Below are 13055 nucleotides of genomic sequence, written 5' to 3'. Positions count from 1 at the left end.
CACGCCCGCTGCGCTTCTCCGCCGCTCTACGCCCCTCTACGCCCCTCTACGCCCCTCTACGCCCCTCTACGCCAACGATCCCCGGTCCTCCACGCTGGAGCACCTCACCGCGAGCGCCGCGATGTCGTCGTCGAGCCTTCCGCCGCTGTGCTGGAGCAGATCCCGGTGCAGCTGGTCGAGCAGCTCGCGGGGCTGCTCCAGGTGCTGCGCCCGCCGCATCCAGTCCGGCAGCGGGAAGAACTGGCCGGCGTGGTCCCGGGCCTCCGATACGCCGTCCGTGTAGAGCAGCAACTGGTCACCCGGGACGAAGGCGACGGTGTCGACCCAGTAGCGGTCACCGATGAGCGCTGCGAGGTTGAGGGGCGGGGACGGGATGGCGGGCTCCAGGACCCGGACCTTCCCGCAGTGCGCGATCAGCGGCGGGGGATGCCCGCAGTTGAGAAGTCGCATCCGGCCGCCGCCGTGCGGGATCTCGGCGAGGAGGGCGGTGGCAAAGTGCTCGGGCTGGTCATGGGCCGGAATCGCGGCGCTGTGGCGCGTGACGGTGGTCTCCAGGCGGTGGATGATGCCCTGCAGGTCGGGCTCGTCGTACGCGGCCTCCCTGAAGCAACTGATCACCGCCGAGGCCGCCCCCACCGCGGACAGACCTTTGCCCCGTACGTCGCCTATGAGCAGCCGGACGCCGTGCGGTGTACCGATCGCCTCATAGAAGTCGCCGCCGATCCGGGCCTGTTCCTGGGCCGCCAGATACAGCGACTCGATCTCGATGTCCCCGATGCGGCCCGGCAGCGGGCGCAGCAGCACCTTCTGGGCCGCGTCGGCGACGAGCCGGACCTGGAAGAGGGTCTCCTCTCGCTGAAGTCGGACGTGACTTCCGTATGCGGCCGCCAAGGTGACCGCGATGATCGCGGCCGATGTGTACTGCGTCCCCAGATCGGTGTGGAAGAAGCTGAGGACGATCATGAGCAGCAGGCAGAACGCGCCCAACAGGATCGTGGGGATCACTGGCCACATCGCGGCGGCAAGGGCGGGTGCGGCAGGCAGGAGGCGGCTGAAGGCGATCTCCCTGGGCGTGGAGAACGCCAGAGCGGCGATGAGGACGGTCAGGACCACGGGTGACAGCCGGGCAGCTTCCCATCGGCCGCTGTAGGCGGGGCGACGGCGCCACAGCCGTGCAGACATGATCACAAAATGCATCATATCGACCTAAACGGGCATCGAGCGCGGAAGGATCATGCGGCGCACGGCGGCACAGGCGCCCGAGGTCGACCGAGCGCGGATCGCGCGGACCCTGGCCACTTGGGATCACCGATGCTAAAAAGGTCGCATGGCGAACCGTTTCGCCCGTTTTCGACGCCTATCGGTCAAGCGCCTGATCAACAAGGGCACGCGGAGCGTAGCCGGGCAGGTGTTGGTGTTCCAGGTGGCTCTGGTAGTGCTGCTCGTGACCTGCGGCGTCTTCGCTCTCATCCTGCAGTCGGAGCGGGACACCAGCGCCGAGGCCCGGCGCCGCTCCACGGCCGTGGCCCAGACCTTCGCGCATGCGCCAGGCATCCTGGCGGCATTGCAGACCCCGGATCCGAGCAAGATTCTCCAGCCGCTCACCGAGGAGGCACGCCGGGCCGCCGGCGTCGACTTCATCGTCGTCATGGACACCGAGGGCATCCGGTACACGCACCCCTTGCCGGACCGCATCGGAAAGCGGTTCGTGGGCGAGATCGGGCCGTCGCTGGCGGGCAAGGTCTACGTGGAGAGCGTCAACGGCCCGCTCGGACGCGAGGTACAGGCCACGGTCCCGATCGAGAACGCCGAGAAAGAGGTGGTGGCCCTCGTCTCGGCCGGGATGAAGGTCAAGAACGTCGAAAGCCAGCTGGCCCGGCAACTACCGATCATCCTGGGCGCCGGGGCCGGAGCGCTCGCGTTGTCCACCGGTGTGACGGCGCTGGTGGGCAGACGGCTGCGACGGCAGACGCACAGCCTGGCCCCGGACGAGATGACCCTGATGTACCAGCACCACGACACGGTGCTCCACTCCGTGCGGGAAGGGGTGCTGATCGTGGCCGCCGACGGGCGGCTGATGCTGGCGAACGACGAGGCCAGACGGCTGCTGGAGCTGCCCCCGGACGTCGAGGGACGGCTCGTGTCGGACCTGCCGCGCCTCGATCCCGAGACGAAGTCGCTGCTCACCTCCGGGCGCGAGGCCACCGACGAGGTGCACCTCGCGGGAGAGCGGCTGCTCGCGGTCAACCAGCGGCCCACGGATCGCGAGGGAGGCCCCAAGGGAACGGTGGTGACGCTGCGCGACTCGACCGAGCTGCAGGCGGTGACCGGGAGGGCGGAGGTGGCACGGGAGCGGCTCAGGCTGCTGTACGACGCCGGACTCCACATCGGTACCACGCTGGACGTGCTGCGCACCGCCGACGAGCTGGCGCGGGTCCCCATTCCCCGCTTCGCGGACTTCGTCACCGTGGACCTGGCAGACGCCGTCCTGCACGGCGAGGAGCCGGCCCTCACGGCGACCGACATGCGACGCGCGGCCGTGGCCGGCATCCGGGACGACCATCCGCTCTCCGAACAGGGCCGGCTCTTCGACTACCTTCCCTCCACGCCCCAGGCGCGCGGCTACGGCAGCGGCCGCTCCCAGCTGGTGAGCGACCTGCCGACCGCCACGGGCTGGCGTGTGCAGGACACGGAGCGCTCCAAGGCGATCATTGACTACGGCATCCATTCCCTCATCACCGCCCCCATCCAGGCCCGTGGCGTGGTGCTGGGCATGGCCAACTTCTGGCGTGCGCAACCGCATGAGCGCTTCGACGAGGAGGACCTGTCGCTGGCGGAGGAACTGGTGGCCCGTGCCGCGATCAGCATCGACAACGCCCGCCGCTACACCCGCGAGCACACCCTGGCAGTCACGCTCCAGCGCAGCCTGCTGCCTCAGGCCATGCCCGAGCAGAACGCCCTCGACGTCGCCTACCGTTACCTCCCCGCCCAGTCGGGCGTGGGCGGAGACTGGTTCGACGTGATTCCCCTGCCGGGAAGCCGGGTGGCACTGGCCGTCGGCGATGTGGTCGGCCACGGCCTCCACGCAGCCGCCACGATGGGACGGCTGCGGACCGCGGTGCACAACTTCTCCGCCCTCGATCTGCCACCCGACGAGCTGCTGAGCCATCTGGACGACCTGGTCGGAGGCATCGACCAGAACGAGACGGCGGAGAGCGCGGCGGGCGTCGTGGGCGCCACCTGCCTGTACGGGATCTACGACCCCGTGACGCGCCGCTACGTCATGGCGCGTGCGGGGCATCTGGCGCCCGCGCTGGTCGAGCCTGACGGAACCGTCACCTTCCCGGACGTTCCGGCCGGTCCGCCCCTGGGCCTCGGCGGCATGCCGTTCCAGACCGCGGAGCTGTGCCTCGCGGAGGGAACCCAGCTCGTCCTGTACACCGACGGTCTCATCGAGGACCGCAGGCGCGACCTGGACGTGGGAATGGAACTGCTGCGCGACGCGCTGGCGGGCCACCCCGGCCGACCGCCCGAGGAGACCTGTCAGGACGTGCTGGCCAGCCTGCTCCCCGAGCGTCCCAAGGACGACGTCGCCCTGCTCGTCGCCCGCACGCGGGAACTGCCGCGCGAACGGATCGCCGACTGGGACGTACCACCCGACCCGGCGGCCGTCGCGGGCATGCGCGACGCCGTGTCCCAGAGGCTCGAAGCGTGGGGCCTGTCAGAGTTCGGCTTCACCATGGAGCTCATCCTGAGCGAGCTCATCACCAACGCCATCCGCTACGGCGCCGGGCCGATCCACGTACGGCTGATCCGCGACCGTACGCTGATCTGCGAGGTGGCCGACGGCAGCAGCACCTCACCGCATCTGCGGTACGCCGCGACGACGGACGAGGGCGGCCGGGGTCTGTTCCTGGTGTCGCAGATGGCTGACCGCTGGGGCACCCGGTACACCCCGCAGGGCAAGGTCATCTGGGCAGAACAAGCCCTGCCCGAGACCGTCCAGCAGCCCGTCCCGACACCGGCCGACACGGACACGGCCCAGGACGAAGAGGCAGCCGACCCGAAAACCCCGAGGTGAGGGCGGTGGCCATCAGCCGGATCACGTCGACGGCGCCGCGCGCAGGCCGTGCCCGACGCCGTCGTCACTTGCCCCAGATCTTCCGGTACGCCTCCCGGTAGCCCGATGGATCCCAGGTCGTTGCACCGTCGCTGTTGTCGGCCGTGGTGATGTGAACGGGGGCCACATAGCCACTGGCGGGTCGACCGGCGAAGGCGCGGTTGAACTCGTCGACGATCTGCCAGCCCTGCTGGGACAGCGGCTCGGGCACCGTGGCCGCCTGGTACTGCCTGCTGTTGATCCGCTGGAAGGCGGAGGGGTCGCCGTCGCCGGCGCCGATGTTGAACGGTGGGCCGGAGCCCTTCTCGCCGGCCGCGCGGAACGCGGGCGCAGCGTCGGCGAAGTACAGGTCGTTGATGGCGACGGAGTGGGTCCACCTGCTCTGGAAGCGGGAGAGGAGGGAGGCGATCACCCGAGGGGTGCGGCTGCTCGCGTCCGGGATCGGGATGTTCTCGTACGACAACAGCTTCACGCCCGGGCAGGTGGCGAGCTCCTTCCTGATCAGGTCGGACTTGTTCTTGGCGAAGGGGATCGAGGCGTCGGTGATGAGCACGGCGCCGGCCCGGCCGCCCGAGTCGGCGATGATCCATTGGGCGCTGATGGCGGCCACGTCCTCGACCCGGGTGGTGACGTTGCTGAAGAGCTCGGGCCGCCGACTGGGGCCGGGAGTGGCGACGGCGTGCCAGCCGATGAGCGGGATGCCTGCCGCGTTGGCCCTCGAGACCTGCTGCAAGGTCGAGTTGGGGTCGAAGCCGCCGATGACGATGCCCGAGGGTCTGACGGCCACGGCCTGGCTCATGGCCGCCTGGATGCCGGCCGGGGTGCCCCCTCCGTCGATCACCCTGACGTTCCAGCCGATGACCCGCGCCGCTTCCTTCACCCCGTTCGCGGCGCCGGCGACTCCGGGGTTGGTCATGGTCTGGGCGACGTAGACAATGGTCTTGCCGGGCTCCGCCGCGGGGCCGGTGGTCGGCCCGTTCCAGGAGACGTCGGTCTCCTCCGCCCGGCTGACAGCGGCCTCGGCCCGGGCGTGGACCTCAGGACAGCCGCTCGGGCCCGCGGTGGACTCGTCCGGCCCGCTCTCCGAGCCGCGTTCGCAGCCGGCCAGGACGGTTGCCGTCGCCAGCAGGGCACAGGCGGCGAGGCGAACCTGGTGGACGCCGGTGCCGGCCTTGCGATTGCCGTTGCGGTGCACGAGAGCTCCTCACGGAGTCATGGGCGGGAATGCGACCGGGCACGGAGGGGTGCCTGTGGCCTGGGTCAGGGAGTGGTGCCCCTAGGGCCACCGTCCTGCGTCGGGGAGGGCGGTGGCTCCGGCGGCGCGGCGGGCGAATCGCGGGCGGATACGGCACCGGTACGCAGTCGGCGGCGGGCCGCGTAGCCTGCCAGGCCGACGGCGAGGAGCAGGGTGCCGCCGTGGAACAGCGGGACCGTCCAGAAGTCGGCGCCCATCTGTCCGATGCCCGTGAGGCCCACGGCCAGGACGGCGACGGCGACGACGGTGCCCAGGGCGTTGGGCCGGCCGGGTTTGATCGCGGTGGCACCGAGCAGGGCGCCGACGAACGCGGGCAACAGGTAGTCGAGGCCGACGCTGGGATTGCCGATCTGCTGCTGGGCCGCGAGCAGTACACCGGCGAAGCCGACGATCAGCCCCGACGCGGTGAACGCGTAGACGGTGTACCTGCGGGTCGGGATGCCGACCAGGTCGGCGGCGCGCGGGTTCGACCCGATGACGTACAGGTATCGGCCGAGCGGCAGCCGTTCCAGCACCAGCCAGAGGGCGGCCGCGAGCGCGAGCACGTAGAACGCGGGGACCGGCAGGCCCAGGAACGTGGAGTCGTAGAGGTCGGTGAAGGCCGCCGGGAGGCCCTGCGGTCCGGGGACGATCCGGCCGCCGTCGGTGACCCAGCCGGTGACGGCGTACAGCATGCTGCCGGTCCCGAGCGTGGCGATGAACGAGTCGATCCTGCCGAACACGACGATGACACCGTTGAGGACGCCGACGACCGCCCCTCCGACGATCACCGCGACACAGGCGAGCGGCCAGGGCCACCCGGCGTTGACGATGAGCTGCATCACCATGACGTGGGCGAGGCCGAGGCCGTAGCCGATCGAGAGATCGAACGCGCCGGTGACGACGGGGACCATGGCGGCGAGCGCGAGGACGGCCGGGATCGACTGGTTGGACAGGATCGAGTCGACGGTGTCCAGCGTGGGAAACGTACGCGGCAGGGCGAGGGAGAAGATCAGGAAGAGCAGGCCGGTGAGGGCCGGCAGGCCGTAAGCGCCGATGAGGTGCCCGGCCGGGCGGCGCAGCGAGGGGGTCATGGGTTCGTCGCGGTTCCGGAAGGTGGCATGGCCGAAGCCGACCGGGTGAGCCCGGCGGCGGTGAGGGCCGGGCCGCTCAGCTCGGCCGTCACGGACCCGCCGACGAAGACCAGGGCGCGCCGGCACGCGCCGACGACCTCCTCGAAGTCCGTGGAGATGAGCAGGACGGCGAGGCCGGCGGCCAGGGCCTCGTCGAGCAGCCGGTAGACCGCGGCCTTGGCACCTACGTCCACACTCGCGGTCGGCTCCTCCAGGATCAGCAGGCGCAGGCCCGCTCGCAGCCACCGGCTGATCATCACCTTCTGCTGGTTTCCACCGGACAGGGTGGTGATGGGGGCCTCGCTGTCGTGGGGCCGCACCGAGAACCGTTCGATGAGAGTGGTGGCCTCGGCGCGTTCGCGGCGGGGGCTGATCCAGCGCGGCACCGGCGGACCTCCCACGCGGGGGTTGGCGAGGAGGTTCTCCCGTACGGTCAGCTCGGCGAGGCAGCCCTCCCGCTGTCGATCCCCGGGCACCAGGCCGACGCCGAGACGCACGGCGTCCGCGACCCCGCGCGGGCGGTACGGCCGGCCGCCGAGGAGCACCCTCCCGGCGACGATGGGCCGGGCGCCGGCCAAGGCCCGTCCCAGGCCCAGGTGTCCGGCGCCCGAGAGGCCGACCAGGCCCAGGACCTCTCCGGCCTTGAGTTCCAGGGTGACTGGTCCCACGTCCGCGGTCCGTACGCCGTCGAGTGTCAGGACGGCGGGGCCTTGGGCGGGGATCCGGGCGGGGTGGCGGTGGGTCAGCTCCTCGCCGACGATGTCGTGCACCAGGCGGGCGGGGCTGTGGCCCGCGAGCGGGCCGTGGCTGACGAGGTGTCCGTCGCGCAGGACCGCGAAGGTGTCGGCCACCTCGTACACCTCGTCCAGGCGGTGGCTGACGTAGAGGATGCCGTGCCCCCGGTCGCGCAGGGCGTGCAGGACGCGGAAGAGCCGGGCGCAGTCCGCGGCCGGGAGCCGGGCGGTCGGCTCGTCGAGGACGATGAGCTTCGCCCGCGCCGCCAGGGCTCGGGCGATGGCGACCAGGGAGCGTTCGGTGGGGGCGAGGTGGGCGATCGGTGTCTCGGGGTCGAGATGTGCGGCGACGAGCCGCAGGGCGTCGGTGCTGTCCTCGCGGGTCCGCCGCCAGGAGATCAGTCCGGCGCGGCGGGCATACCCGGTGCTCAGGGCGATGTTCTCGGCGACCGTCATCCATTCCACGAGACCGAGGTCCTGGTGGATGAAGGACATGCTGCGGGCTGCGGCATGGCTTCCGAGTGGGTGCCCGTCCACCGTGATCTGCCCGGCGTCGGCGTGGTGGACCCCGGAGAGCACCTTGATGAGCGTGGACTTTCCGGCGCCGTTGGGGCCCAGGAGGGCGAGGACGCTGCCGGCGTGGACGTCGAGGTCGACCCCGGCCAGCGCGACGGTCCCCCCGAACCTCTTGCGGAGCCCGCGGATGCGGACCAGAGGTTCCGCTCCGAAGGGCGGGATCGCCTCGTCAGCGGTGTCGGGAGCGTCGTACACGGACATCTCCCCGGGGTCGGCCTGGCACGTTCTTCGCGACTTTCATGAGGGACACCAACGGATCAGATCATGACATTTCAGGCATTGCATGTGAGGCATTGCCGTCAAACACCGGCGAGCCCGCACTCGGCCCAGATGACCTTGCCCTGCGGGAGGTAGCGCGTACCCCAGCTCTGTGCCAGCTGCGCGACGAGGAACAGGCCACGACCGCCCTCGTCGGTGCTGGCCGCCCGGCGCAGGTGCGGGGCGGTGTTGCTGGTGTCGGAGACCTCACAGATCAGGGTGCGGTCGTGGAGCAGCCGTACCCGGATGGGCCCGGCACCATGGCGGATGGCGTTGGTGACCAGCTCGCTGAGCATGAGTTCCGCGGCGAACGCGGCCTCGTCGAGACCCCAGTCGGCCAGCTGCCGGACGGCGGAGGCGCGGACATCGCTGACCAGGGCCGGGTCGGCGGGCAGGTCCCAGGTGGCGATGCGGCTGGGATCCAGGGCGTGGGTGCGGGCGACGAGCAGGGCTATGTCGTCGCAGGGATGAGCGGGCGCCACGGTGTCCAGGACGGCCTGACAGGCCTCCTCGGGCGTGCGCTCCGGGTGGGCCAGGGCTCCTCGCAGCTGGTCGAGGACCATGTCGACGTCGCGTTGCCGGTCCTCTATGAGTCCGTCCGTGTAGAGGACGAGCTGACTGCCCTCGGGGAGGTGGATCTCGGTGGCCTCGAAGGGCAGGCCGCCGAGACCGAGAGGAGGCCCGGCGGGCAGATCCGGGAAGGACACCGCGCCGTCGGGGTGGACCACCGCGGGCGGCGGATGGCCTGCGCGGGCCATGGTGCACTGCTGCGTGGTCGGGTCGTAGATCGCATACAGGCAGGTGGCGCCGATGATGCCGCCGCCGTCGGAGACGGGGTCCTCCCGGTCCAGGCGTCCCACGAGGTTGTCGAGGTGGGTGAGGACGTCGTCCGGAGGGAAGTCGAGTTCGGCGAAGCTGCGTGCGGCGGTGCGCAGGCGTCCCATGGTGGCGGCGGAGAGCATGCCGTGTCCGACGACGTCGCCGACGAACAGGCCGACACGGGTCCCCGAGAGGGGAACGACGTCGTACCAGTCTCCGCCGACGTCGGATTCGGCGGGCAGATAGCGATGCGCGACCTCGACCGAGTCCTGATCGGGCAGACCGTGCGGCAGCAGGCTGTGCTGCAGGGCCAGGACCATGGTGCGTTCGCGCGTGTAGCGGCGTGCGTTGTCGATGGACAGCGCGGCTCGGGTGGCCAGTTCCTGGGCCAGCGAGCGGTCGTCGTCACCGAAGGGTGCCGGGTCCTGCCCCCGGTAGAAGCCGGCGATGCCCAGCGCCACGCCGCGGGCGACCAAGGGCACCGCGATGAGGGAGTGGACATGGCTCAGCAGCTGCTCGGTGTGCTCGGGGTCCTGCGCGAGCCAGCCCGCGGCGGCCTTCAGATCCGGTTCCAGCACAGCCTGCCCGCTGGTCAGACACCGCAGGTGGGGTGTGGTCGGGCCGTAGTCGACCCGCTTGCCCACCGGCCTGAAGGGAAGGTCGTCGCGAATGCCGTGAACCACCGTACGGCGCAGGTCACCGCCGGGGTCGGCGGCCTCCTCGCCGCGCAGCACGGCCTCGGGCAGGTCGATGGTGACGAAGTCGGCCAGTCGCGGCACCGCCGTCTCGGCGAGTTCCTCGGCGGTACGGCGTATGTCCAGGGTGGTGCCGATGCGGGTGCTGGTCTCGGAGAGCAGCTCCAGGCGGCGGCGCGCGGCCAGGGCGTACGTCCCCACGTGCGGCTCCCCCACCAGCACGAGCCCTCTCGCCGGCGGCGGGGAGTCGGGGCGGTGATCCGTCACGTCGTCGGAGTCGGTGATCGTGACGCCCTGGCCGGATTCGGCAACGGGCAGGAGCCCGGACGACGCGGTGACGGAGCGAAGCTCGGGCACCGGGGCTGCGTGAACAGCCCCCAGGAGCGGGCCGCCGCTGATGTCGGCAAGATCGGCGGGGAGGCCCAGCGGCTCGTCGGCCTGATGCGGGACGGAGAGGGACTTTCCCGGCGAGAGGGCGGGGAGGAAGGCCTCGATGGCGATACCTGCCACCCCGGAGGCACTCCTCACCGGACGGCTCACGAGCGTGACCCGCCGGCCGTCGGACAGGTGCACGTCGACGGCGGCTCGATCCCCTCGGGAGATCAGCTCGGTGGCCTTCCCCACGAGGACGGAGCGGTCCCGGGGGTGCAGTTCAAGGGCCAGTTCGTCCACCCCGACACCGTGGTGGAGACCGGCCGCGGTTCTGGCTCCCGCGTCCAGGTACGCCCGCAGCAGGGCGCGCCCTCGCGCGGAGCTCTGCCCGAGCAGCCGGCGCTCGATGGCCTTCGCCGCCTTGCGTATCACGGCGTCCAGCGCCGGGTCCTCGGCACTGCGCGGATATCCGAAGCACAGGACGCCCTCGATACGGCCGCTGAGCGGGTCCCGGACGGGGAGTGCGCGGCAGGCGCTGCCCTGAGAACGCTCGGCGAAGTGCTCGGCGCCGTAAACGCGGATGAGTCGACGCTCCGCGAGGGCGAGACCGATGCCGTTGGTACCGGCGACCCGCTCGGCGAACACGAATCCCGGGACGCGTTGGATCGCCGGGAGAGCTCTGGCCAGGGACGCCTCTCCGAAACGGCGCAGAAGGACTGTCCCGTTCGCGTCCGCGACGGAGATGTTCATCGCGCTGCCGGCGAACCGGGACTGCAGCCGGTCGAGGACGGGCACGGCCGCGCGCACGATCCGGCCGTCCGGATCGAAATCATCGCGGAAGGGAAGGTCGTCCTGGTCCGGCGAGAGGCCCAGGGAGCCACAGCGCTGCCATGAATTCAAGATCGATGCTCGTACGCCCGTCTCGACCGGCTCACCCTGCAGAAACCGCTCACGCGAACGAGCGGGCCCTGTGCCGTCCGTCGCAGGCCCCGTCGGCTTCGGTTCCCCGCCGGGCAGAACCACGCTTCGCCTCACTCACGCCTTCAACGATCCACTCTTCGGAAATATCCGGCATTGACGAGAATACGGGACATCAAGGGCGAGAGTCACGGTTCGTTCCCTACGCACGGTAACCGGACCGGGGTCGTGGTCACAGGACCGCGACCGGGGTGACGGGTGAGCCGGTCCCGCCCGGAACGTTCAACGGCGCCACGACGAACATGAATTCATGCCGCCCCGCCTCGGCGGTCGCGGCGGAGAGCGCCTCCAGGTCGAGGTTGTCCAGCAGGGGCACCCCCATCGCGGTAATGGCCAGGGCGTGGACCGGCGAGTGCACGCCGTCCACCGGCGAGGGCCGCACATCGCTGTCGCCGTCCCCACCCAGCAGCGCGATACCGCGCTCGGCCAGCAGCGGTACTGCGTCCACGTGGAAGCCCGCGCTCGCCGTGTCGGGGTCCCAGGCACCGAGTTCCGCGCGGCGGCGGACGTGTCCGGAGCGCAGCAGCACCGCGTCGCCCTCGCGGATCGTCACACCGAGCGCCTTCTCCGCCGCGACGATGTCCTTCGCGTGCACCGCTCGTCCCGGCTCCAGCCAGCGGATCCCCAGGACGGCCGGGAGGTCGAGGAGCACACCCTTCGTGACGAGAGGGCCGAGCGTCGACACCGCGCCGAAGCGGGCGCCCGCGGAGTCGACGGCCTCGTTCGCCGTCCGGCCGTCGTAGAGCTGCCCCCGGTAGGCGATGTGACACAGGGCGTCGAGATGGGTGACACCCTTGCCGTGGTAGTCGGCGGCGATGAAATCCTTGTGGGTGCGGGGTTCGGGGGCTTCGGGGGCTTCCACATCGCCCAGATCTGTCATGTGGTGCAGGGCCGGTTTGCGGTTGTCGGGGCCGGGCCGGGTGTTCCAGGGCAGCGCCGTCGGGACGACGGTCCCGGACCGCACCGCGGCTGTGGCCCGCCGTACATGGTCCGCGGTCACACGGTTCCAGGCACCACGGTCAGCCGGGGCCCACTGCCCCCATGTCCGGACCGCTTCGAAGAGGGCGTCGAACTCCCGACGGGATACGGCAGGACCGTTGCCGATATCGGCCGACAGGGGATCCGGGGCCTGGGCGGAACTCGAGCTCATCTGTCCTCACCAGCCAAGCGTGCGCATCGTCGCGTAGTTGCCGATTGTCGGCGAACGTGCAGGTCATCGCGAACTCCGACACCCGCCTGGCAGTGGTCGCGGCTCGCCCGGCGCCGAGCACCGCAGTGCCTGTCGCTGCCGGTGTGCTCTGCCGATCAAGACACCGTGCTCCGTCCAGCGTTAGAGTGCCGTCGCTCCCCACGCCCAGCTGAAGGCCAAAGGAAGGCAGCTCGTTCCGTGAACCACACCCACGAGTCCACCGGCTCCGTCGGCGAGCGCCGCCTGCAGCACCTTCTCGGCACGGCCGACCAGGCCGCCACCTTCTACGACCGCCAGGTGCAGACCCGTCTGACTCCGCAGATGGCGGAATTCATAGGGCGGCAGACCATGGCGTTCCTGTCCACGTCGGACGCCGGCGGAGCCTGTGACGTCACGTTCCGTGCCGGTCCGCCGGGCTTCGTCACCGTGCTGGACGACGGCACCCTCACCTACCCCGAGTACCGAGGGAACGGGGTCCTCGCCAGTGCGGGAAACATCACCGAGAACCCGCATATCGGTCTGCTCTTCGTCGACTTCGCCCATGACCACATCGGCCTGCACGTCAATGGCGCAGCTCGGCTCCACCGGGACGAGGAGCAGCGGCGGGCCTACCCCCGCCTTCCTGTGGACACCGCTCCGGGACGCAGGCCCGAGTTCTGGGTGCACATCACGGTGGAGGAGGCGTATGTGCACTGCTCCAAGCACATCCCCCATCTCGTGCCGGCGCCGCGTCCACGCCCGGGGGCCCAGCGGCCGAAGGATGCCGATTACTTCGTCCCCCGCGCCGAGCACCAGTCCCCGCCGCACGAGGGCGAGCAGACTGCGAGAACGCACACTGGATCGCTGCCGGGCAGGGATTGACCCAGTCCGCGATGGCTACGGCGGGGTAATCAGCGAAGTCGGCACCACGTACCGTGGCCTCGGCGCGGCAAGTCGCGCCGAGGCCA

8 protein-coding genes are annotated in these 13055 nt (G+C 70.8%); 2 read left to right on the top strand and 6 right to left on the bottom strand.

Features of this window, described 5'->3' with window-relative positions:
* Positions 1–66: 66 nt before the first annotated feature.
* Positions 67–1182 (bottom strand): PP2C family protein-serine/threonine phosphatase, encoded by a 1116-nt coding sequence (locus tag ABD932_RS18730; RefSeq protein WP_345014091.1) that lies wholly within the window; start codon positions 1180–1182, stop codon positions 67–69.
* Between the two features lie 145 nt (positions 1183–1327).
* Between ABD932_RS18730 and ABD932_RS18725 the strand changes: the two genes are divergently transcribed.
* Positions 1328–4081: a SpoIIE family protein phosphatase gene (locus ABD932_RS18725; protein ID WP_345014089.1), complete on the top strand. Its 2754-nt coding sequence runs from the start codon at positions 1328–1330 to the stop codon at positions 4079–4081.
* A gap of 64 nt (positions 4082–4145) precedes the next feature.
* Here the strand turns inward: ABD932_RS18725 and ABD932_RS18720 are convergent, their stop codons facing one another.
* The 5 genes from ABD932_RS18720 to ABD932_RS18700 form a co-directional block, all read right to left on the bottom strand.
* On the bottom strand, positions 4146–5315 hold the full coding sequence (locus tag ABD932_RS18720) for a substrate-binding domain-containing protein (protein WP_345014087.1): 1170 nt from the start codon (positions 5313–5315) through the stop codon (positions 4146–4148).
* Between the two features lie 65 nt (positions 5316–5380).
* Positions 5381–6448 carry an ABC transporter permease gene (locus ABD932_RS18715; protein ID WP_345014085.1) on the bottom strand — a complete coding sequence of 356 codons (1068 nt, stop codon included), beginning with the start codon at positions 6446–6448 and terminating at the stop codon, positions 5381–5383.
* On the bottom strand, positions 6445–7998 hold the full coding sequence (locus tag ABD932_RS18710; protein WP_425587476.1) for a sugar ABC transporter ATP-binding protein: 1554 nt from the start codon (positions 7996–7998) through the stop codon (positions 6445–6447). Before ABD932_RS18710 ends, ABD932_RS18715 begins: the two co-directional genes overlap by 4 nt.
* Before the next feature lie 98 nt (positions 7999–8096).
* Positions 8097–10964, bottom strand: a complete 2868-nt coding sequence (locus ABD932_RS18705) for a SpoIIE family protein phosphatase (RefSeq protein ID WP_345014082.1) — start codon at positions 10962–10964, stop codon at positions 8097–8099.
* Between the two features lie 127 nt (positions 10965–11091).
* Positions 11092–12069 carry a cyclase family protein gene (locus tag ABD932_RS18700; protein WP_345014081.1) on the bottom strand — a complete coding sequence of 326 codons (978 nt, stop codon included), beginning with the start codon at positions 12067–12069 and terminating at the stop codon, positions 11092–11094.
* A 237-nt stretch (positions 12070–12306) separates the two neighbouring features.
* Here ABD932_RS18700 and ABD932_RS18690 point away from each other — a divergent pair, with 237 nt between their 5' ends.
* On the top strand, positions 12307–12969 hold the full coding sequence (locus tag ABD932_RS18690; protein ID WP_345014079.1) for a pyridoxamine 5'-phosphate oxidase family protein: 663 nt from the start codon (positions 12307–12309) through the stop codon (positions 12967–12969).
* Positions 12970–13055 lie beyond the last annotated feature (86 nt).

Origin of the sequence: Streptomyces shaanxiensis (assembly GCF_039537145.1) — a bacterium.
In the GTDB taxonomy this organism is placed as follows: Bacteria; Actinomycetota; Actinomycetes; order Streptomycetales; family Streptomycetaceae; genus Streptomyces; species Streptomyces shaanxiensis.
This window is presented reverse-complemented; position numbering and strand designations above follow the sequence as displayed.